At 69.2% G+C, this 21253-nt stretch carries 22 protein-coding genes; 12 read left to right on the top strand and 10 right to left on the bottom strand.

Features of this window, described 5'->3' with window-relative positions:
- Positions 1 to 22 precede the first annotated feature (22 nt).
- Positions 23 to 778: an alpha/beta fold hydrolase gene (locus BLT28_RS22090; RefSeq protein WP_162184822.1), complete on the top strand. Its 756-nt coding sequence runs from the start codon at positions 23 to 25 to the stop codon at positions 776 to 778.
- A gap of 67 nt (positions 779 to 845) precedes the next feature.
- A complete protein-coding gene (locus BLT28_RS22085; protein ID WP_030428845.1) occupies positions 846 to 1367 on the top strand; it encodes a DinB family protein in 522 nt (173 codons plus the stop codon).
- Positions 1368 to 1403: 36 nt separating this feature from the next.
- Here the strand turns inward: BLT28_RS22085 and BLT28_RS22080 are convergent, their stop codons facing one another.
- From BLT28_RS22080 to BLT28_RS22070, 3 genes are all read right to left on the bottom strand, one after another.
- Positions 1404 to 2513 (bottom strand): glycosyltransferase family 87 protein, encoded by a 1110-nt coding sequence (locus tag BLT28_RS22080; RefSeq protein ID WP_081900203.1) that lies wholly within the window; start codon positions 2511 to 2513, stop codon positions 1404 to 1406.
- Between the two features lie 3 nt (positions 2514 to 2516).
- Entirely contained in the window at positions 2517 to 3551 is a 1035-nt protein-coding gene (locus BLT28_RS22075) for a class I SAM-dependent methyltransferase (RefSeq protein ID WP_322788477.1), read from the bottom strand.
- A 347-nt stretch (positions 3552 to 3898) separates the two neighbouring features.
- Entirely contained in the window at positions 3899 to 4528 is a 630-nt protein-coding gene (locus tag BLT28_RS22070; RefSeq protein WP_030428847.1) for a DUF4360 domain-containing protein, read from the bottom strand.
- Positions 4529 to 4803: 275 nt separating this feature from the next.
- On the opposite strand from BLT28_RS22070, the gene BLT28_RS22065 reads away from it, so the two are divergent.
- From BLT28_RS22065 to BLT28_RS22040, 6 genes are all read left to right on the top strand, one after another.
- Positions 4804 to 5448: a peptidylprolyl isomerase gene (locus BLT28_RS22065; protein WP_030428848.1), complete on the top strand. Its 645-nt coding sequence runs from the start codon at positions 4804 to 4806 to the stop codon at positions 5446 to 5448.
- Between the two features lie 319 nt (positions 5449 to 5767).
- On the top strand, positions 5768 to 8083 hold the full coding sequence (locus tag BLT28_RS22060) for a sensor histidine kinase (RefSeq protein WP_052407160.1): 2316 nt from the start codon (positions 5768 to 5770) through the stop codon (positions 8081 to 8083).
- Positions 8080 to 8505 (top strand): roadblock/LC7 domain-containing protein, encoded by a 426-nt coding sequence (locus tag BLT28_RS22055; RefSeq protein ID WP_030428850.1) that lies wholly within the window; start codon positions 8080 to 8082, stop codon positions 8503 to 8505. Before BLT28_RS22060 ends, BLT28_RS22055 begins: the two co-directional genes overlap by 4 nt.
- 29 nt (positions 8506 to 8534) lie before the next feature.
- A complete protein-coding gene (locus tag BLT28_RS22050) occupies positions 8535 to 8936 on the top strand; it encodes a DUF742 domain-containing protein (protein WP_197683887.1) in 402 nt (133 codons plus the stop codon).
- The gene (locus tag BLT28_RS22045) at positions 8920 to 9543 is read left to right on the top strand and encodes a GTP-binding protein (RefSeq protein WP_030428852.1); all 624 of its coding nucleotides are present in this window, start codon (positions 8920 to 8922) and stop codon (positions 9541 to 9543) included. Before BLT28_RS22050 ends, BLT28_RS22045 begins: the two co-directional genes overlap by 17 nt.
- A 39-nt stretch (positions 9544 to 9582) precedes the next feature.
- Complete coding sequence (locus BLT28_RS22040; protein WP_030428853.1) at positions 9583 to 10482, top strand: TIGR04222 domain-containing membrane protein; 900 nt, start codon at positions 9583 to 9585, stop codon at positions 10480 to 10482.
- 21 nt (positions 10483 to 10503) lie between these two features.
- On the opposite strand, the gene BLT28_RS22035 is transcribed toward BLT28_RS22040, so the two are convergent.
- The 7 genes from BLT28_RS22035 to BLT28_RS22005 form a co-directional block, all read right to left on the bottom strand.
- Complete coding sequence (locus BLT28_RS22035; protein ID WP_030428854.1) at positions 10504 to 11442, bottom strand: catalase family peroxidase; 939 nt, start codon at positions 11440 to 11442, stop codon at positions 10504 to 10506.
- 64 nt (positions 11443 to 11506) lie between these two features.
- Complete coding sequence (locus tag BLT28_RS22030; RefSeq protein WP_043811051.1) at positions 11507 to 12415, bottom strand: SRPBCC family protein; 909 nt, start codon at positions 12413 to 12415, stop codon at positions 11507 to 11509.
- Positions 12416 to 12424: 9 nt separating this feature from the next.
- Positions 12425 to 12745: an ArsR/SmtB family transcription factor gene (locus BLT28_RS22025; protein WP_030428856.1), complete on the bottom strand. Its 321-nt coding sequence runs from the start codon at positions 12743 to 12745 to the stop codon at positions 12425 to 12427.
- A gap of 4 nt (positions 12746 to 12749) precedes the next feature.
- Positions 12750 to 13313, bottom strand: a complete 564-nt coding sequence (locus tag BLT28_RS22020; RefSeq protein ID WP_052407161.1) for a GrpB family protein — start codon at positions 13311 to 13313, stop codon at positions 12750 to 12752.
- A 29-nt stretch (positions 13314 to 13342) separates the two neighbouring features.
- Positions 13343 to 13738, bottom strand: a complete 396-nt coding sequence (locus BLT28_RS22015; RefSeq protein ID WP_030428858.1) for a DUF3037 domain-containing protein — start codon at positions 13736 to 13738, stop codon at positions 13343 to 13345.
- Entirely contained in the window at positions 13735 to 14550 is an 816-nt protein-coding gene (locus tag BLT28_RS22010) for a HipA family kinase (protein WP_197683886.1), read from the bottom strand. Before BLT28_RS22010 ends, BLT28_RS22015 begins: the two co-directional genes overlap by 4 nt.
- The gene (locus tag BLT28_RS22005; RefSeq protein WP_030428860.1) at positions 14547 to 15968 is read right to left on the bottom strand and encodes an amidase; all 1422 of its coding nucleotides are present in this window, start codon (positions 15966 to 15968) and stop codon (positions 14547 to 14549) included. The genes BLT28_RS22010 and BLT28_RS22005 overlap by 4 nt, the downstream gene beginning before the upstream one ends.
- A gap of 51 nt (positions 15969 to 16019) precedes the next feature.
- Between BLT28_RS22005 and BLT28_RS22000 the strand changes: the two genes are divergently transcribed.
- The 4 genes from BLT28_RS22000 (at position 16020) to BLT28_RS21985 (ending at position 21243) form a co-directional block, all read left to right on the top strand.
- On the top strand, positions 16020 to 16613 hold the full coding sequence (locus BLT28_RS22000) for a TetR/AcrR family transcriptional regulator (RefSeq protein ID WP_030428861.1): 594 nt from the start codon (positions 16020 to 16022) through the stop codon (positions 16611 to 16613).
- 23 nt (positions 16614 to 16636) lie between these two features.
- Positions 16637 to 18274 (top strand): ABC-F family ATP-binding cassette domain-containing protein, encoded by a 1638-nt coding sequence (locus tag BLT28_RS21995; RefSeq protein ID WP_030428862.1) that lies wholly within the window; start codon positions 16637 to 16639, stop codon positions 18272 to 18274.
- A gap of 56 nt (positions 18275 to 18330) precedes the next feature.
- A complete protein-coding gene (locus BLT28_RS21990) occupies positions 18331 to 19764 on the top strand; it encodes a HEAT repeat domain-containing protein (protein ID WP_052407163.1) in 1434 nt (477 codons plus the stop codon).
- A gap of 168 nt (positions 19765 to 19932) precedes the next feature.
- A complete protein-coding gene (locus BLT28_RS21985; protein ID WP_162184823.1) occupies positions 19933 to 21243 on the top strand; it encodes a DUF4041 domain-containing protein in 1311 nt (436 codons plus the stop codon).
- The last annotated feature ends 10 nt before the right edge of the window (positions 21244 to 21253 follow it).

Genomic DNA, 21253 nt, shown 5'->3' with positions numbered 1-21253 from the left:
GCTCGGCACTGGTTCGCCGACCGTGGTCTTCGAAGCGGGGCTGGGCGCGAACCGCGGCACGTGGGGGCTCGTGCAGCGAGAGGTGGCGGCACGCACCCGAACGCTCGCCTACGACCGTGCGGGGTTGGGGCGCAGCGACCCGGCAACCGCTGGGCTGCGCCGAATGGCGACAGACCTTGAAGACGTGCTGTGCGCTGACGACGACACGCGCTTCGTCCTAGTAGGACACAGTCTCGGTGGCGTGCTCGCGCGCTGGGTGGCGCAGCGCCAACCGGCCCTGGTCGCCGGGCTCCTGCTGGTGGACCAGGTGGAAGAGGAGATCGAGGAGTATCACGATCGCGCACGAGCCCGCGCGGTTGCGGCCGGGTACACGCTGGCTGCTGTCTCGGCTGTTGCGCTCCGGCCACTGCTGACGAAGGTGCTGCACAGGAACTTCCCGCCGGACATGGCCGCTGAGCTGATCTCGGAGGAGGTCAGCTACGGGGCACTGCGGACTGGCGCTGCGGAGGTGCGGGCGATGGCGTCGGGGCTACGCGAGCTGATGGCGGGGGCGGAGCTGCCGGACATCCCGGTGACGGTGCTCTCGGCGGGTCGGTGTGGCCGCGCGGAGCGCCCGCCGCGGTCGGTGCTCGTCGCGGCACATCGGCGGCTCGCCGAGCGGATCCCTCGCGGGCGCCACGTCGTGGCCGAACGCGCGGACCACCTGGTGCCGCTGCAGCAACCCGAGCTGATCGTGAACGAGGCGCTGAAACTGGTCGAGGAGGTTTCTCGCCTTTAGGACCGAAGTTGTCCGCTACGCGTTCTACCTTGGTCCCAACAGCAACGAACCGAGTAAGGACGAGGCCATGACGAGCACCGAGACCACCACCCTGACCGGCGAGCGCGCTGACCTGGTCGCGATGCTGGACAAGAACCGGTTCTTCCTGCGCAACACCGCTCGGGACCTCACCGAGGAGCAGGCGTGGCACCGCAGCACGGTGAGCGAGCTGACCATCGGCGGCCTCATCAAGCACGTCATGAACGTCGAGCGGGGCTGGATGCGGTTCGTCCTCGGCGGGGCCGAGCACATGATGACCGGGGACGACTCCGGGGAGGACTGGGCGGACGGGTTCCGCAAGGTCGGCGACCAGACCCTGGAGAACCTGCTCGCCCGCTACGAGGAGGTCGCCCGCACGACGAACGAGCTGGTCGCGACGCTGCCCGATCTCGATGTGGCGCACGAGCTGCCGGTGGCGCCCTGGTTCGAGCCCGGCGCGAAGTGGACCGCGCGGCGCGTGCTCATGCACATCATCGCGGAGACCGCCCAGCACGCCGGGCACGCGGACATCATCCGAGAGGCGATCGACGGCGCGAAGAGCATGGGCTGAGCCGCGTAGCGGTCCAGAACAGGGCAAGCAGCGCGATCAGCAGGTAGGTGTTGCCGACCAGGTGCTGCCACCAGGTCCAGCTCGCCTCGCGGTGCCCACCCGCCGGGAGCAACGAATGCGGCCCCACCACGAAGACGGGCACCAGTGCCAGCCAGGGACGTGCCCGCGTGCCGAGCACCACGAGCGCGGGCACGATCCACACCCAGTGGTGTGACCACGAGATCGGCGACAACACGAGCACGCCCGCCAGTTGGCCACGACGGCCTCAGCCGGGCCGACGCGGCGGATGACGACGACCGTCGCCGCGAGCATCGATGGCAACAGCACGCACCACGTCACCGCTGAGAGCACCGGTCCTGCTTCGAGCCGCGACAGCTCGCCGGCGATGGTCTGGTTGGTCGTGAAAGCCGATCCGCTCAGGCCGGAGGCGCCGAGCACGGTGTCGGACCAGTAGCGCACGGACGCCGCCGGAGCTACTACGAAACCGATCGCCGCTGAGCCCGCGATAGTGACCACTGTGGTCAAGACGGCCCGAAAGTCCTTGCGCAGCAAGAAGAACAAGATGAAGCCGCCAGGAGTCACCTTGATGGCCGCCGCGATGCCGACCAGCATCCCGCGCGGCCATCGCGGCTTCCGGGCCAGGCAGTCGACGGCGACCAGGCCCATCAGCCAGAGGTTGACCTGGCCGAACTCGATCGTCGCTCGCACCGGCTCCAACGCGATCGTCAACGGCAGTACGAGCGCGGTGAGCGCGGTCCTTCGCCGCATCGTTGCCTCCGGCAGCACGTGGCCGAACACGAGGTGCAGGGTGACAGCGATGGCTGCGAGGGACAGCACGAGCGCAGCGATGACCGCGATTTCCTTGGATACCAACGCGAACGGTGCGAAGACCACTGTGGAGAACGGCGGGTATATGAACGGCAACGCGATGCCCGCCGAAGTCGCGGGCATCGGGCCGTACAAGTCCCCGCCGTTCCACAAGGTCTGCACACCGAAGCGGTAGACCTCCAGGTCGATATAGAACCTGTGGCTTCCCACGAGCCGCCAGCACAGCACGCCCACCAGCACCGCGCCTGTGCCTGCGAGGAACCACTGGTAGTCCCGGCGGGAACACGTCTCCAGGCGGGCAAGTGGGGATCTGCTCATGCTTTAAAGACACCTGGATGTCGCGGGACGTTGTGTGTCCACTCTCATACGGACGCGCCACAGCGAAGTTACCTCGGCTGCGCGTGCCGCGTGGAACGGAGTCTCCAACGAGAAGGCGCGACGATGCTGCGGTGTCGTCGTTGAGCGCCCCACGACTTCCAAGCCCGCGCGGTCGAAGGCGGCCAGCAGATCCGCTCTCGTGCGGAGTCCCAGCCGTTCGGCGAGATCCGAAAGAACCAGCCAGCCTTCGCCGTCGCGCGTGAGGTGTCTGCCGAGGCGGTCGAGGAAGCCGTAGAGCATCCGGCTGCCCGGGTCGTACACGGCTCGCTCTAGGGGAGAAGTCGGCCGTACAGGGAGCCACGGCGGGTTGCACACCACGAGAGGTGCACGTCCGCGTGGGAAGAGATCGACGCGTTGCACCTCTGTGCGGTCTTTAAAGCCCAGTCCGGCCAAGTTCTCTCTCGCGCACGCCACGGCCCGCGCGTCCTGGTCAGTGGCGATGACGCGCTTGACTCCGCGGTGCGCCAGCACCGCGGCAAGCACACCAGTGCCAGTTCCGATGTCGAAGGCCACTGTGCGCGCGGGTAGAGGTGCTTCGGCGACAAGACGGATGTACTCGCCCCGAATCGGCGAGAAGACGCCGTAGTGCGGATGAATCCGCGCGTGGAGCTCCGGGATGTGCACGCCGCTCCTGCGCCACGCGTGTGCGCCTACGACACCGAGAAGCTCGCGTAGTGGCACTACGGACGGAACCACTGCGTCTCCGTAGACCTCCGTGCACGCGTCACGAACATCTGGTGCACGCCCTAGGTCCAACCTGTAGTCGGAGTCGAGTAGCACCAAGACCTTCGCGAGCAGGCGAGCACGGCGTGCTTGGTTCTGGCGGTGTTCCTGGAACGTGGGAGCAGGTGCTGTAGGGATGCGGCGGTCCAGTGCGCGAAGCAACTGTCGTGCGTTCTGGAAGTCGCCACGCCACAACATGGCCACGCCGTCTCTGGCGAGCCGGTATGCCTGGTCGGCCGAGATGGTGTCGTCCACCGCGACCACTGAGACCGGTGGGAGTGCGCCGTTCGCGGACCGCCAGGGGGCCGTCCGGGGCTGGCCCGCCTCGGTCCACGAGACGAGCTGGGGTGCTGAAGTTGTCACGAGTCCGTTTCCGCTGCTGTGCTCGGCGATGCCTGAATACGCGCCCTCGCCCTCTGCGGGCGTCGTGGCGCGCTGGGGGAACTAGCTCGCCGGAGCTAGTAGAGGACAGCAGCGTGCGCGGGGTTCGTCACGTGGCAAGAATAGCTGAATGCAAACGTTGTTCTTTTGTCGGGGCCAAGAAACGTGGGCGCGACACTCCCGATGGAAGTGTCGCGCCCGGTGCGCGTTTCGCAGGGATGCTAGTCGCACTTCTTCCAAGCGAAGTGATAAATAGTGTTGACGCTGCCGTCGGTGGAGTCCATCGACATGAAGCTGTGCCCCGTCGAGCTGCCCTTGTTCACCCGCAGCTCGCTGTTGACGTTCAGGTTGCGCTGTTCGCCGCAGGGGGCGTAGACCAGATCGGTGACCGCCGTCTTGTCCGTGGCCTGCCAGTTGTCGTTCAACGGGCCGCGGAAGGTGTGCCGGATGTGCGCGGTGGGCGAGGTGCCGGTGAAGTAGTAGTTGGCCTGCTCGATGCCGGACGCGCCGCCGGCCAGGTTGGCGTAGCCGCGGTAGTCGGCCTGCGCCACCGCGTAGGTGAAGCCGTGCGGCACGTTCACCCTCAGGTTGAGCTGGCAGTTCTTCCGGATCTCCGTGGGGTCGGCGCCCCCGCCCGCCTGGGCGAGGTAGCGGCTGTAGGTCACGGTGAACGCGGTGTTGTCGTGGTTGACCGCCACCGCGGCGGTGCCCGCGGGGCAGCCGGAGCCGTTGACGCTGACCACGTCGACGGTGATCTTTCCGGGCGGAGGCGGCGCGTCGTCGGCCAAAGCCGGTGACGGCACCGCCAGCAGGGCTAACAGCACACCGGCGACCGTCGCAGTTCTCAACATGGAAATACCTCCGCTGCATTTAGGGCATGGGGGAAGGGTGTCACCTATATGGCGGTAGCAGGTGATTTCGGGCGTTCTTTCTCGCTGCGCAGGGCTGAAGAACGCCCCGATTGTAGGGGCACCTTCATGGGTGTGCATGCATCCAAATGGATGTCGTTACCCCGCTCTGGGTGCTCTCTTAACTGATTGCACGATCAATATTTCCGGGATTGCGGAGAAAGCTGCGCCGTTCGGCAGTCTTCCCCGGCCCGGCCCGGCTCGTTAGGTTGGCCGGCATGAGGAAGCGCTGGTCAGCCGCTGTCGTCGTCGCCCTGCTCGCCTCACTGGGGAGCGTCGTCCCCGCACAGGCGGCCCCGGCCATCGCCCGGTGCGTGTTCACGCCGACCCCCGACGACCCCGCGGCGAAGCCGGTCCGTCCGCCGCATCCGCTCGCGAAGGCGCGCGGCACCGTCGACGTGACCATCAGGACCAACTACGGCGCCGTCGAGCTCAGGCTCGACCGGCGCAACGCGCCGTGCGCCGTGCACAACCTGCTTTCTCTCGCGCGGCAGCGGTTCTACGACAAGACGCAGTGCTGGAGGCTGACCAACTCCGCTCGGCTGGGCGTGTTGCAGTGCGGCGACATCTACGCGGCCGAGAAGGGCGGTCCCGGCTACAAGTTCGACGACGAGGTCACCGGCAAGGAGACCTACCCGCGCGGGACCGTGGCGATGGGCAACTTCGGGCCCGACACCAACGGGTCCCAGATCTTCATCGTGCACAGCTTCGCCAACATCAAGCCCGCGTACACCGTGCTGGGCAAGGTGACCAAGGGCATGAACGTCCTGGACCGCATCGTGGCCAACGGGATCATCCCCGGGCCGAACGACCCGCTCGACGGTGCGCCCGCGAAGCCGGTGAAGATCTTCAAGGTGCGCTGAGCCGGAGCTCCGTTCGACCGGCCAGCTCGCTCGAAAGGGTGAGGTTTCGGACAGCGCCACCCGGACCGGCCTTTGTGGACTCTTCGATGTCGCCGCTGTTCACGGTGCGTCCACTGAGGATGATTCGCCTTGCTAGCACAGGGGTCTGACGCTTTCTTCGCCGGGTTCGCGGTGTCGCATGATGATTGCGCGGCGCCATCCGGTGCCGTATCACAGTTCAGCTTGAATCGCGGTCGGCAGCGAAGCCCCAGGCCCGGTGGAGGTCCATGTGAGCGCAGGTCACCGATCGTCGTCCGGGCCCGACGACATTCCGGGACAGGTGACCGCGCCGTCGAGCGAGACCCGTCCCGTCGGCACGATCCGCGGCAGGCTGCTGCGCATCCTCGTGCTCTGTCTTTCCGTCGTCGTGGTGGTGCTGGGCATCGAGGTCTTCTCCGTCATCCGGCGCGACCTCGCCGCCCGCGCCACCTCCGATTCGGTGACGGTCGAGATCACCGTGCAGCGCCTGGTGCACGAGGTCCAGCGCGAGCGCGGCATCAGCAGTGGTTTCCTCGGCGGCCGCGACGAGTTCCGCGGGCTGTTCCAGGAGTACCGGTCCCGCACGGACGCGGCCCAGCGCAACCTGATCCACCTCGTCGGAGCCGTGCCGTCGGAGACCGTCGCCGCGGTGCGCACGGCGCTCGACCGGCTCAGCGACCTCGGGCAGATGCGGACCAGGATCGACACCAAGTCGATCGACTTCAACACCAGCCACGAGTACTTCACCGAGCGCATCGCACTGCTCAACCAGGGACATCTCGACTTCGACCTGGTCTCGGACAGCGAGCTGCAGCACGGGCTGTTCGCGATGCGCGCGCTGGCCAACGCCAAGGAGCGCTCCGGGCAGCAGCGTTCGTTCCTCAACGGCGTCTTCAACTCCACCGGCAACCGGTTCAAGGACGACGAGTACATCCGCTTCAGCGAGATCCTCGTCAACAAGCAGGCCGGGTTCGCCGAGTTCAAGCGACAGGCGACCGCAGCGCAGCGCGAGCGTCTGGAGCGTGCGCAGAGCACCAGGGTCGCCGCGGACATCGCCAACGCCGAGCGGGTCGCGGTCGCCGCGGCGGGCGGCGCGTTGTCAGAGCGGATCAACTCCCGGGCGCACCACGACTGGATGACGCTGTACATCGACGAGCTCCAAGGCGTCCTGCAGAGCGTGGCCGACGACATCCAGCACCGCGCCGACACGCTCCAGAACGAGGCCACCACGGAACTGGTCGTCGTCGTGCTCGTGGTGCTGCTCGTGGTCGCGCTGCTGCTGTGGATGTTCGTCGACACCAACCGGTCCATCATCGGACCGCTCGCCGTGCTCGCCGAGGACGCGGAGGACATCGCGACCCGGAGGCTGCCGGAGGCGGTCGCCGCGCTGCAAACGGCGCGGGAGCACGAGCGCCCGCCGCCGCCGGAGCCGATGCGCGCACCCGCGGGCGCAGGCGCCGAGATCCACTCGGTGACCCGTGCGCTGGACCGCGTGCAGTCCACCGCCTTCGCGCTGGCCAACGAGCAGACCGTGCTGCGCCGCAACACCAGCGAGTCGATGGCGAACCTGGGCCGCCGCAACCAGAACCTGCTGCGCCGCCAGCTCGCCTTCATCACCGACCTGGAACAGGAGGAGCTGGACCCGGCGGTGCTGGCCAACCTCTTCCAGCTGGACCACCTCGCCACCCGCATGCGGCGCAACGCGGAGAGCCTGCTGGTGCTCGCGGGCGCCACCAGTCCTCGGCAGTGGACCGAGCCGCTCCCGGTCGTCGACGTCATCCGCGCCGCGCTGGCCGAGGTCGAGGACTACCACCGCGTGGTGTTCCGGCGGGTCGACGACCAGTTGATCGCGGGTGCGGTGGCCGCGGAGATCGCGCACATGCTGGCCGAGCTGATCGAGAACGGGCTGTCCTTCTCACCGCCGGAGGCGGAGGTCGAGATCTACGGCCGCCGAGTGCCCGCCGGCTACACCTTGGCCGTGATCGACCACGGCATCGGCATGTCCGCCGACGCGGTCACCAAGGCCAACACCAGGCTCGGCGGCGAGGAGAACTTCCTGGTCGCCCCGACCCGGTTCCTCGGCCACTACGTGGTCGGCCAGCTGGCCAAGCGGCTCGGCGTCCAGGTGAGCCTGGCCGAGTCCCCGGCGAGCGGGGTGACCGCGCGGGTCGTGCTGCCGGCCTCCCTCCTGGTCACCGAGCCTGCGACACCGCCGGACGCCGAGGAGGAGCCCGAGCTGGTTCGCCGCGCTCACGTCCTCTCCGCTCCGCAGCCCGTGCCGAAGGCCTCCGCGCAGTCCTCGGCTCCCGCGCCGGTCGCGGTCCTGGAGGCCGAGCGCGCTCCGGACAACGTCACCCAGCACCAGCGCCCCGGCGGGGAGCGCACCCGCAACGGGCTGCTCAAGCGCGTTCCCCGCAACCAGGGAACGAGCCAGAACCGGAGCGTGCGCGCGGTGCCGAAGCCACCGGTCGCCGACCGCACGCCCGCCGAGGTGCGCAACATGCTCTCGGACTTCCGGGGCGGTCACAAGCGTGGTGAGCGCGCCTTCCGCGCCTCATCGAAGGACCAGGCCGGTCCGAACACCGTGTCACACCAGAATGCAGAGGATCCCAGGTGACGGCCGAGCTGAACACAACTCCCGAGACGTTCAACTGGTTGCTGGCCAACTTCGTCCGCAGCACGGACGCCGTGCGGGACGCGATCGCGGTCTCCTCGGACGGGCTGTTGCTGGCGACCTCGGCGGGCCTGGACCGGACCGAGGCCGACCAGCTTTCCGCGATCGTCTCGGGTCTGGTCAGCCTGAGCCGCAGCGCGGCCCGGCGGTACGAGTTCGAGGGGCTGAAGCTGATCATGATCGAGATGCAGCGGGGCTTCCTGCTGGTCTCCTCGATCAGCGACGGCAGCTCCATCGGCGTGCTGACCGAGCGCGACTGCGACATCGGCCTGATCGGCTACGAGATCGCCGTGCTCGCCGAGCGGGCCGGTGATCTGCTCACCCCGGCGTTGATCACCGAACTGCGAGGGCAGCTGGCGCTATGACCGAAGGTCCCCGACTACCCGATTCCCGGATGATCCCCGCTCTGCGCTCGCGCGAGGACTGGTCCGCGGCGCACCGACCCGGACCGGCCGCCGGTTCGGACGAGGCGGGCGACGCCTTCGTCCGGCCCTTCATCGTCACCGGCGGCCGAACCCGGCCCCGGCGTGACGGGCTCCGGGTGGACACGCTGGTCCGGGCCCGTCCCGGTGCCGCCGACTCCGAGCTGGAGTTCGAGCGGCTGAGCATCGTCCGGCTGTGCGCGGAGCGCGCGCTGTCCGTGGCCGAGGTGGCCGTCGGCATCGGCGTACCCCTCGGCGTCGCGCGAGTCCTCATCGCCGACCTCATCGCCGAGAACTTCCTGGACCACCAGGAGTCCGCCGCCCTTTCTGGTCACGCCATCGAGAGGATCAGAGACCTTGTCCGGGCACTCTGAGCACGTCCCGGCAGCCTGCCCGCTGCCGGTCAAGATCGTTGTCAGCGGTGGGTTCGGCGTCGGCAAGACGACGCTCATCGGGGCGATCTCCGAGATCGAGCCGCTGACCACCGAGGCGGCCATGACCGAGGTGTCGGTCGGTGTCGACGACACCGCTGTGCTGCCGGACAAGAGCACGACGACGGTGGCCTTCGACTTCGGCCGCATCACCCTGGACCGGTCGTACGTGCTGTACCTGTTCGGCACGCCGGGGCAGGAGCGCTTCTCGTTCCTGTGGGACGACGTCTCCGACGGTGCGCTGGGCGCGATCCTGCTGGTCGACACCAGGCGGATCGAGGACTGCTACCCGGTGATCGACTACTTCGAGGATCGGGGGATGCCGTTCGTCGTCGCGGTCAACACCTTCGACGGCGCCGAGCGGTTCGAGACCGAGGAGGTGCGCGAGGCGCTCGGGGTCTCCGCGAACACCACGATCGTGCACTGCGACGCGCGGAAGCGGGCCTCGGTGAAGGGCGTTCTGGTCGAGCTCATCGAGAACGTGTTGCTACAGCACGATTCCCGACACAGCTCGGACACGATGGCACCGGAACAGCTCATCACCGGTTAGCCTCGCCCGGAGTCCGTCGACTCCTGGGGGTGGCTGACCATGACCGAACCGTGGGGGATCTCCGGCCCGGCGTTCCTCGGCCTGTACAGCGCGCTGATCATCGGTGTGCTGCTGGCGAACAGCGCCTGGGCTCGGAGCCAGCGGCGAGCGGGTGAACGGCAGGCGCCGGCGAGCGCGCTGATCACGCCGCCGTACCACCTGGCCTTCCTGGTCGGCGGTGCGCGCCGTGCTGCCGAGACGGCCCTGGCCACGCTGCTGGCGGATGGGCGGCTGCGCATCGCCAGCAGCGGTCTGGTGTCCCGTACCTCCGGCGGTTCCACCTCGGATCCGTTGGAGAACGCCGTGTTGGACAAGGCGAACACGGTGCGGGCGCGAACCGTCGTGGAACGGGTGATGGGTTCCGCGGCCTGCGACGCGATCGCGGACGACCTTGCCGACCGGGGTTTGGTGGTGCCCGCGGCGGCGGCCCGGTCCCGGTTGCGCCGGATCTCGTTGCTGTTCCTGGTGGTCTGCGTCGTTGGCGTGCTTCGGCTCGTCGACGGGGTGTCGGCGGCGCGTCCGGTCGGGTTCCTGATCCCGCTCGTGATGATCGCGGGGATCGCGGCGCTGGTCGCGAGGAAGGCGTCCGCGCGTGCTCGGGCGGGCACGCGCACTGTCCTCGGTGACCGTGTCGTCGCCGAAGCCCGCAACCGCCACGACCACCATGCGGATGAGCCGGACCTGGTCGGTGTTTCGACGTTCGGCTTCGCCGCCGGAGCAGTGCTCTTCGGTGGCCTGGCGCTGTACCCGGACGCGCAGATCCAGGACGCGCTCACCTACACCCCGCCACCGGTTCCCGGCACCGGTGGTGCCGAGAGCGGTGGCGGTGATGGCGGCGGTAGCAGCTGTGGTGGTGGAGGCGGCTGCGGCGGTGGCGGTTGCGGAGGCTGCGGCGGCTGAGCCGGGTCCGTCCCCTCCCGATCAGGCGTTGTGCGAGCGCCGGTCGTAGGAAACCGCGTAGGCGTCGTGGCGGAACGCCAGGATCGGGTCGGCGGAGAGGGCGATGCCGTCCGTGACACGGGTCGGGTCGAAGATCTCGCCCGCCCAGCGTTCCTGGTCGGCTGAGGGTGCGGTGATCTCCAGGCGGCCCGCGACGATCTCCTCGCGGTCGGCGGGCCAGGCCTTGGTGGCGTCGTCGGTGGGGTCGCCCGGCTCGGCCAGCTGTACGCGCAGGGTGAAGCCGACCGGGCCATCCACCAGGCGCCGCACCAGTTCGCCGGTCAGGTACTCCGGTTCCTGCGCCGCACCGTCCACTTCGGACAGATCAAGCGGGCCTGTGTCCGGTTCCCAGCGGTAGCGGACGAACCGGCTCTGCCCCGCGGCGCTCGTCCACTCGAACGCGTGGATGGCCCAGTAGCGGACCGTCCCGTAGCTGACCGGGATGGGCATCGTCGCCACCGCCTGGAAACCCGCGGCCGCCTCGGGGTTGTGCTGGATGTAGGCCGCGAGCCGGGCGGGGTCGGTCGTCCCGGTGATCGGGTCCTTCTCCAGTGCTGCCAACAGGTTCAGGAAGTTCTCCGGTGTCGAGGCGAGGAACACCGGGAGGTTCACCGCGACCAGGTCCGTCGCCGTGCCGTCCGGCAGGTGGAACTTCACCGCCATGCCGCGCCCGGCTCGTGCGCCGTCCAGGGTGTGCGGACTGCCGTTGGAGTTGGAGAAACGCACGGTCGCGGGCACCTGTGCGTGCTGGAGGTGGGCTGCCGTGGTCAGTCCCGCCGCGTCACCGCTCGGCGTGAAGGTGGCGTCGAAGCACACGCCGCGTGCGTGCGCCCTGCGGTATCCGGGATAAGCGCCGGAAATGCGTTCCATGCCGTCGACGACATCGACCGCGAGCGTGGACGTGGTGGGCTGGCTGGTCATGGCTGGAGGGTAAGCAGAACTTGGAGGTTCTTCCGGTAGCGGTGTCGCCTGAGGGATGTAGCCCTTACCCGAGATTCATGTGCTCGGTGTACTCCTGCGCCAGCTCCTCGGCGCGTCCCTCGGGCCAGCACGGGGTCTCGCCGCGCAGCCACTGGGCCAGCAGGTCGATGTGCACGTGCCACGCTCCGAGCGCTTTCGCTCGCTGATCAGCCTGAGCGGCGGTTCCGGTCTGCGTCAGCACCAGCCGCGCGCCGCCGTTGCCCTGCCGGAACTCCCACCGGACGACACCGCCTTCCCAGGAGTACTCCAGCAGCTCGTGTTCCTTGATCGCGGTGACAGGCCCGGCCTGGACGTAGCCGTTGGTGAAGCGCAAGGGCGGCTCCGCGTCAACCGGTGTCGATTCGGTGAGCAGCTCCCAGACGTCCGACTGCGGCTTGGTGAGGTTGCGCTCGAAGCGGACCTCCCAGCCGTCCTCGGTCTCGTGCAACTCGCCGCGCGCCAAGCCGAACAGGTCCACGTACTCGTCGTGCCGCGGACCGTACGGGGCGGCGTCGGTGATGCCCTGGCCGGCGAGGAGCTGGTCCAGCGCGGTGAAGCACCCCTCCCAGCCGGTGGCGAAGCTCGCGGCACCCGCGCGGTCGTCGAAGACGTGCGTGAACACGAGCACGCAGCCGTCCCCGTCCTCGCGCAGCTCCCACCGCAGCACCTCGCCTTCCCACGTGAAGGCGAACAGGTGCGTTGGCTCGAAGTCGGTGATCACGCCCTTGGTGGGCGCGCCGTCATCGCCCTCGAAGACGAAGAGGATCGTGGCGCCCGGCTTCAGCTCGGTGTGCATCGCGGCGGGGAACCACTGCTTGGAGTGCTCGGGGTCGGTGACGGCGCGCCACACCTTCGCGATCGGGTGCGACAGCCTGCGCTCGAAGCGCAGGACGTTGCGGCCGTCGACCGTGCTCAGTTCGCCGTTGCGGGCCATGGTGGTTCCTCACTCGCTCTCGTGCTCGGTCATCACTTCGAGGTAGTCCTCCAGCGAGTCCAGCCGCTGGGCCCACAGGCGCCGATAGGGCTGGAGCCAGCCGTCCAGCTCCGCCAGCGGTTCAGGGTTCAGCTCGTACCAGCGGCGCTGCGCCTCCTGGCGGACCCGGACCAGTCCGGCTTCGCGCAGCACGCGCAGGTGCTTGGAGGTGCCCGGTTGGGTCAGGCCCAGCTCCTCGCTGAGCTCGCCGACCAGGTGCGGGCGGCTGAGCAACAGGTCGAGGATGCGGCGGCGGCTCGGTTCGGCGACGACCTCGAAGACGGTGGACACGGAGCTAATTTAACTCATCAGGCATATAACCGCCAGGGCATGTGCGCAGAACGCGCACGACGAACGCGGACTTGCCCGCCGTGTACGCCTCGCGGTCCGCGCCGTGATCGGCGGACAACCGCCGCTTGAGCTCGGCGTACTCGCGAGCCAGGCCTGCGTCCGCGCGCAGCGCGTCCCGGAACGCGATCTGGGCCTGCCAGCGCCGGTGCCCCGGAGAGACCAGGTGCAGGTGTGCGATCCGGTGAAGACCAGCGGCGTCGGGGCGGACGAAGAGCCGGCGCCACGGCCGCTCGTCGAGCTCTGGCGGAACCAGGTGCCACCCGTCCTCGATGAGCGGGGCGTGCACGGCGCGGTCGGTGTGATCGCGCACGGAGGCCATGAGATCCACGATCGGCTTCGCGGCCAGGCCGGGAACTGCTGTCGAGCCGACGTGTTCCACGCCTTCGGCCAACCACGGCGACAGCAGCTCCACGAGCCGTGCCTGTTCTGCGGACGCGCGCTCGGCCCAGTGCTCCTGGTAGGGAACGACGACCGCCTTTTCGATCGCCCATGCGGGGAAGTTCGCCATTCCCCGACGCTAGTCCGAAGCTCCTGATGTCACCCGATGGGCAGGACGAGCTGCCGCAGGAGCCGGTCGGCGTCCGCGTCGGGGTCCAACGTCAGTCCGGTGTGGACGGGTCCCGCGCGGACGACCGTGCTGCGCGGTGCGGTCAGCCAGCGGAACCGGCGGCCGATCTCCTCGTCGGCGGCGAGCCCCGCGCGTTCCGAGGCCGCGCAGACCTCCGCGAACGCCTGCACCGCGCGCCCGATGTCGTCCGGGTCGGCCGTGGGGTCGAGTGCGCGCAGGCGATCCACGTCGAGGTGCGTCCGCGAGCCGAGGTAGTCCAGCCTGCGGCAGTACAGCAGCACCCCGGCGTTGATCGACTCACCGCGTTCGGCGCGCGGCACGACCTGGAGCACCGCGTACTCGAAGACGTGTCGCCGCTCGGTCACTTCCCGCCGCCCTTGGTCAGCCAGCTCGGCCGGTTCGCCCCGGCCTTGGTCGGGGTCCGATCCTTCCTGATCGTCGGATCGGGCAGCCAGGTGGTGCTGGCCGCGGCCCTCGCTTCGAGCTGCTCGACGTACGCCGCGCGCAGCTCGGCCGTGTCCCCGAAACCGGGCTCTTCGGTCAGCCACGCGTCCGGGACCTCGGCCAGCGCCGCCTCCAGCAGCTCGCGGGTGACCAACGGGGCGAGCGCCGCGTCGGCGGCGGCCACGTCCGGCACGAAGTCGATCAACACGTGGTCGCTCGCGTCGTACGGCTTGACCACCCACGTCTCCCGGCGCGGCCAGTTGTGGTGGAAGGTCAACGCGGAGCCGTGGTCGATGAGGTGCGGCTTCCCGTGCCAGGACAGCATGTTCGGGTTGCGCCAGGAGCGGTCGACGTTGCCGATCAGGCCGTCGAACCACACCACCCGACCGGCGAACTCCGCGTCCACCGAGAACGCCGTGGGGTTGAAGTCCAGCGCACCGGGCAGGTAGTCCATGCCCAGGTTGAGGCCACCGCTCGCGCGCAGCAGGTCCTGGATGTCGGGATCCGGTTCGCTGGTCGCGAGCACCGGGTCGAGTTCGACGGAGACCAGGTCCGGCACCGGGAGGCCGAGCGCGCGGGCGATGTGCGCGCTGACCACCTCGGCGACGAGCACCTTGCGGCCCTGCCCCGCGCCGCGGAACTTCACGACGTAGGTGCCGAGGTCGTCGGCCTCCATGATCCCCGGCAGCGACCCGCCCTCGCGCAGCGGTGTGACGTACCGGATCGCGGTCACCTGGTCCACGCTTGCTTGCCTTTCCAGTCGGGCGTCACGGGGGTGAAGGTGCCGAACCGCCGCTCGATCACCTGGGCGGCGTTGAGGCACAGGTCCTCGCGGAACCGCGCGCCGATCACCTGCACTCCCACGGGCACACCGTCCACGACGCCGGTCGGCACCGCCACCGCGGGCACGCCGACGAGCGAGGTCACGGTGTTCAGGCTGATCGACAGCGTGGCGCGCATGTGCTCCTCCGGGCCGGACACCCGCGGGCGCGGGCCGCCGATCGGCTGGGTGCTGACCGGGCCGACCACCAGCGGGTACCGCTGCTGGAACCGCATCCAGTCCCGGACTATTCCGTGCCGCTCGCCGGTGATCCGCACGTACTCGGCCAGGGAACCCGGCGGGATGCGTTCCATGGACAGCTCCATGTGCCGGGCGCTCTCCTCGGTCAGCAGCGGCCGGATGCGCGGCCAGGACAACCCGAACTCGGTACTGATCAACGTGCCGTAGGCGGCCAGGGCGTCCGCGTAGCGCGGCAGCTCGACCTCTTCGACCGCGTAACCGGCATCGCTCAAGGCGGCGGCCGTCCGCTCCACGGCGGTGCGAACGTCCCGGTGCACGCCGAAGCCGCCCGGATCAGCGACCACACCGGCCCTGATCGGAGCCCGGAGCCGCGGTCCCTTCAGCGGCACGGGCAGGGCCAGCGGATCGTCGGGGTCGGGTCCGGCCAGGGTTTCGAAAGCGGCACGAAGATCAGCAACAGTGCGCGCGATCGGCCCGTCCACCGGCAGCAGCTGGGCGGCCAGCGTCGGTTCGGTCCCGGCGACCCGGTGGTCGGACGGCAGGCGCCCGTGGCTCGCCTTCAGGCCGACGACGCCGCAGCACATCGCCGGCAGGCGGATCGAGCCGCCGGAGTCGTTGCCCAGCCCGAGCGCGGCCATGCCGGTGGCCACGGCCGCGCCGTCGCCACCGCTGGTCCCGCCCGGGGTCTTGGTCCGGTCCCACGGGTTCACCGTCGTGCCGAAAAGCCGGCTCGTGGTGTCGTTGCCGTTGAGGGTCAGGTCCGGCATGTTCGAGCGGCCGATCGGGATCGCGTCCGCGGCTCGCAGGCGCCGGACCTGGGGCGCGTCCGCCTCGGCGACCGCGTGCTCGAAATGGGGCACGCCGTGCGTGGTCGCCGAGCCTCGGACGTCGATGTTCTCCTTCACGGTGAAGGGGACCCCCGCCAGTTCGCCGAGCCGTTCTCCTGCCGCCCTGCGCCGGTCGAGGCGGTCGGCGGCGGCCAGCGCCTCCCGTTCCAGCGTCCTGGTCACGGCATTGACCGCCGGGTTGACCTCGGCGATCCGGTCCAGGTGAGTACGGATGACCTCGACAGCGCTCACCGCGCCGGACCGCACGGCGGCGGCCACCTCGGCCGCGCTCCTCGTCCACATGGCCGGCAAGATACAAAACTGTATCTGGATGCACTACTGTATATTCGCTACATGCGTCTGACCAGGGAACAGAGCCGCGCGCAGACCCGGGAACGGCTCCTCGACGCGGCGGCCGAGCTGTTCGCCGAGCGCGGCGTCAACGGTGCCTCGGTGGAGCAGATCGCGGAGCGCGCCGGGTACACCAGGGGCGCCTTCTACGGGAACTTCGAGGACAAGCACCAGCTGGTCGGCGAGCTGGTGAAGCAGCGGACGCTGCGCGAACTGGAGGAGGTCACCGCACTCCAGCAGAGCGAGGACCCGTGGGAGGCGGTCCGCGAGTGGAACCGCGCGCGAGCCGAGCACCTGACCGACTGGCTCGCCCTGCGGACCGAACTCATGCTCTACGCGCTGCGCAACGCAGAGTTCCGGCCGCGCCTCGCCGAGCGCGAGAGGATCGCCCGAGACGCGCACACCCGCACCATCGAGCGGATCTTCGCGGGGCGAAAGCCACCCGCCGACCCGGCGTTCCTGGCGCTGATCGTGCACGCGCTCGAGGACGGTCTGCTCATCCAGCGCCTGCTGTTCCCCGACGCGATCCAGGACGACGTCGTGGTCGACGCCGTTGAACTGCTCATCCGCACCTGGACCCGCTCGGCGGCCGACTGAGCCGCACCAGCATGCTTTCCGGCATGAGCGCCACCCTCGTCGCCAAGGACCTCAGCGCCGGTCACGGTGACCGGATCCTCTTCTCCGGTCTTGATCTCGTCGTCGCGCCCGGTGACGTGATCGGCCTGGTCGGGGTCAACGGTGCGGGCAAGTCCACCCTGCTGAGGACGCTGGCCGGGTTGATCCCGCCGGAGCGGGGCGGCGTCCAGCTCAGCCCGCCGAGCAGCACCATCGGCTACCTCCCGCAGGAGCCGGAGCGCCGGGCCGACGAGTCCGTCCGCGCGTTCCTCGGCCGCCGCACAGGTGTGACCGCGGCGCAGGCGGAGATGGACCGGGCGGCGGAGGCGCTGGCCGACGGCGCGCCCGGAGCGGACGACAGCTACGCGATCGCGCTGGAGCGCTGGCTCGCCCTCGGTGGTGCGGACCTCGAAGAGCGATCCGAGGACGTCGCGGACGATCTCGGGCTGACGATCAGCCTCGACCAGCCCATGGCCTCGCTCTCCGGCGGGCAGGCGGCGCGCGCGGGCATGGCCTCGCTGTTGCTCAGCCGCTACGACATCTTCCTGCTCGACGAGCCCACCAACGACCTCGACCTGGACGGGCTCGACCGCCTGGAGCGCTTCGTCACCGGGCTCCGCGCGGGCACCGTCCTGGTCAGCCACGATCGCGAGTTCCTGACCAGGACCGTGACCTCGGTGGTCGAGCTCGACCTCGCGCAGCAAGAGATCTCGGTCTACGGCGGCGGGTATTCGTCCTATTTGGAGGAACGTGAGGTCGCGCGGCGGCACGCCCGCGAGGACTACGAGGAGTACGCCGAGACCAAGGCGGCGCTGGAGGCCAGGGGGCAGGCGCAGCGGGCCTGGATGGAGAAGGGCGTCAAGAACGCGCGCCGCAAGGCCAAGGACAACGACAAGCAGGGGCGCAAGTTCCGTTCCGAGGCCACGGAAAAGCAGGCCGCCAAGGCGCGGCAGACCGAGCGCATGATCGAACGCCTCGAAGTCGTCGAGGAGCCGCGCAAGGAATGGGAGCTGCGCATGGAGATCGCCGCGGCGCCCCGCTCCGGAGCCGTCGTGGCCTCGCTGCGCAGCGCGGTGGTCAAGCGCGGAGACTTCACGCTCGGGCCGGTCGACCTGCAGATCGACTGGGCCGACCGCGTCGCCATCACCGGCGCGAACGGCTCGGGCAAGTCCACGTTGCTCGGTGCGCTCCTCGGCCGGATCCCGCTGGACTCCGGGCACGCCACCCTCGGTTCGGGCGTGGAGGTCGGCGAGATCGACCAGGCACGGGCCGCTTTCGTCGGCGAACAGTCCCTTTTGGACAGTTTCGCGGTTCAGGTCCCGGACTGGATGCCCGCGGACGTCCGCACACTGCTGGCGAAGTTCGGCCTCCGCGCGCACCACGTCCTCCGCTCCGCCGCCTCGCTCTCGCCGGGAGAACGCACTCGCGCCGGGCTGGCGTTGCTCCAGGCGCGCGGAGTGAACCTGCTCGTGCTCGACGAGCCGACGAACCACCTCGACCTGCCCGCCATCGAGCAGCTGGAGGCGGCGCTGGAGTCCTACCCAGGAACTCTGTTGCTGGTGACGCACGACCGGCGGATGCTGGACGCGGTCCACACCACCCGGCGGATCGAGGTGTCGGAGGGCCGCGTTCGGGATCGTTGACAGGGGGACACGTGAAGGCACTGCGCGCCTTGGTACGGAAGTGGCCGCGCCGAGGCGTGATCACTTGGTCACAGCCGCCGAGCGCTGACGATTTCGAGTCGGCCGTTCTCGGCGGCACCGTTGACGGTGATGCCGTGGTGGCGATGATCCTGTCCACCGCGCGAGCCGGTGACGCCGCCACCGCCGAATCCCTGCTGGCCAAGGCTGATCCGCGACTGTGGCGGGCGATCGACGCTGCGGCTCGGCGGGGCCTCGCGGTGGATGCCATGCTCGGGGACCGTTTGCTCAGCGGGCGGGTGACCGCCCTCGATCTGGTGATCGCCGCGTGCTGCCGCCAGGGATACGTGCGCGAGCTCGCCATGGTTGAACTGTCCTCAATGGATAGTCGGCTGGCCGGGCCGATCCTTGCGCTGCGCGCAGCCGACTGGGTGCCGGAGATCCGCCGACGGGCAAAGGGAATCTGTGTGGAGCGTCTGGCCGCCGATCCGGTTGCTGCCTTCGCTCAGCTCGGCCCGGTGGCGTTCGCCCTGGAGAACCGGGCCGAGGGCGACTGGCTGTCGTCCGCTGTGGACAGTGCGCTCGCTGATGACCGGGTTTTCTTTGCTGCCATGGAGAATTCGAGTCACCGAGTGCGCCGCGCCGCCTATCAGAAGGGCATCGGTGACGGTCGTCTGGACATCGCGAGGCTGAACGACGCGGCGCTGAGCGATCCTGACCAGGGCAACAGTCGCTTGTGCGCTGAGGCGGCTGCCAGGTCGGCGCGCTTGAGCGGTGACGTCGAAGCGATTCGTGTACTGCTGAACAGCCGCATGGCGACGGTACGTGCGGAGGCCGTGTACGCCCTCGGCGAGGTCGACACCGCCGTGGACGCGTTGTGCGATCGCAGTGCGGCGGTGCGGCTCGTTGCCCAGGTCGTGGTGCGGCGGGCGGAGCGTGACCCAGCTGAGCACTACCGCCGCCTCCTGCCCAACCCCTGGGCGGTGGCAGGCCTCGGCGAGACGGGTACGACGGCCGACGTGGAGATCCTGTTGCCGTGCCTGGAAGAGCCACGGGTCCGGACGCGCGCAGAGGCGGTACGCGCACTGCGCCGGCTCGGGCACACCGCGGCGCGGACCTTCGTCGCGTTGCTCGACGACCCCGCGCCAGGCGTGGTCAAAGCAGCTGCGGTCGCCCTGCAGGGCAACGAGTTGGACGAGGAGTTCCGCTTCGGGCTGATCGCTCCCGGTCGGTCGAGGGCGGTGCGCCTCGCCGGGCACCGCCTGTTGCGCTCCGGGGACACGCTGGCCCGGCTCGTGGCCGACCTGCGCCTGCTGGACGACCCCGAGCTGGGCGTGGCGGCGCGGAGCGACCTGAGCAACTGCATGAGGGAGATGGCGACGTTGTACACGACGCCGACCGGAGCACGTGCGGCGGAACTGCGCTCCCTCATCTCCAGCACCCGGTTGGACACGGACACCGCGCGCCGGCTTCGGTTCTACTTGGCCCTGTGAAAGGAATATGTATAGACAGATCGGTTTCGTGACATTCGGTTCTGTTGAATAACGAACAGTGTGCGGCGCTAACAGGCTGCGCGTCCCTGGGCGATGCCTGGAGCAGCACGGGATTCCTGATCACGGGGAGCGCGCATGTTCGGTGGCAAGGCAAAGAGAATCGCACAGTTGGAAGCGGCGAACGCGGCACTCGAGCAGCGGGCGACGACGCTGACCGAGCAGCTCCGCCGCGTCGGGGCACTGGAGTACGTCCAGCTCCAGGGGGAGATCCACCGCATGCGAGGGGAACTGGGGCAACTGCGTGAGCTGCACGCGGTCCAGGTCCGCGACCACGAAGCGACGCTCGCCGCGCAGCGGGCCGAACACGGCGCGGAACTCGCCAGGACGAGCGCGCGCCGGGCACATGAGCTGGTGGGGTACGAGAAGCAGATAGAAGAAGCAAAGCGAACTCTCGTGCCCTACACGGAGGAGATGCTCTACCAGGACGCGGGACTGTTCACCTATCACCACCCGCTGGCTGATGCGGACGCGTACAAGCACGAGCTCGTCGCGGTCACCGACCGAATAAAGTCGATGATCAGGGACAAGCGGGCCGTGCACGCCGACGGCAACTTCACGTTCAACAACTCCGCCGCCCAGGGGCGGAAGATGGTGAACGACTGGTGCAAGTTGATGCTCCGCGCGTACAACGCCGAAGCCGAGAACTGCCTCCGCACGATGCGTGCCGGATCCCTGCACGTCGCCAAGACCCGGCTGAACCGGACGGCGGAGGCGATCGGCAAACTCGGCCGGCTGCTCGGGATCCGGATTTCCCAGCAGTACCAGGCCCTTCGGCTGCAGGAGCTGGAACTCACCGCTGACTACCTCCGGAAGAAGCAGGAGGAGAAGGAGGCCGAGCGCGAACGGCGGGCGCAGCTCCGCGAGGAGGCCAAGGCCCAGGCGGAGCTGCGACGCGAGATCGAGAAGCTGGAGAAGGAGCGCCGCCACCTGGAGAACGTGCAGAAGGCGTTGCGCGAGAAGGGGAACGAGGAGGCCGCACGGGCGCTGCAGGCCGAACTCGACGCCGTGACCTCCGGCATCGAGGGGCTGCACGCGCGCGAGGCCAACGTCAGGGCCGGCTACGTGTACGTGATCAGCAACGTCGGCGCTTTCGGCCCCCGCATGGTCAAGATCGGGATGACCAGGAGGCTCGTGCCCGACGAGCGGGTGCAGGAACTCGGCGACGCCTCGGTGCCGTTCCGCTACGACACCCACATCATGTTCTTCTCCCGGGACGCGGTGGGGCTGGAAGCCGCTCTGCACCGCGAACTCTCGGATCGGCGGGTGAACCAGGTGAACCTGCGCCGCGAGTTCTTCTACGCCACGCCAGAGGAAGTCCGGGACCTGCTGCGCAAGCACGCCGGTGAGGTGCTGGAGTACGTGGTCGAGCCGGAGGCCGCCGAGTTCCGGATGAGCCGTTCCCTCCCGGCCGCGAGCTAGGGGCTGCCGG

This window comes from Allokutzneria albata, assembly GCF_900103775.1.
GTDB classification, from domain to species: Bacteria; Actinomycetota; Actinomycetes; order Mycobacteriales; family Pseudonocardiaceae; genus Allokutzneria; species Allokutzneria albata.
This window is presented reverse-complemented; position numbering and strand designations above follow the sequence as displayed.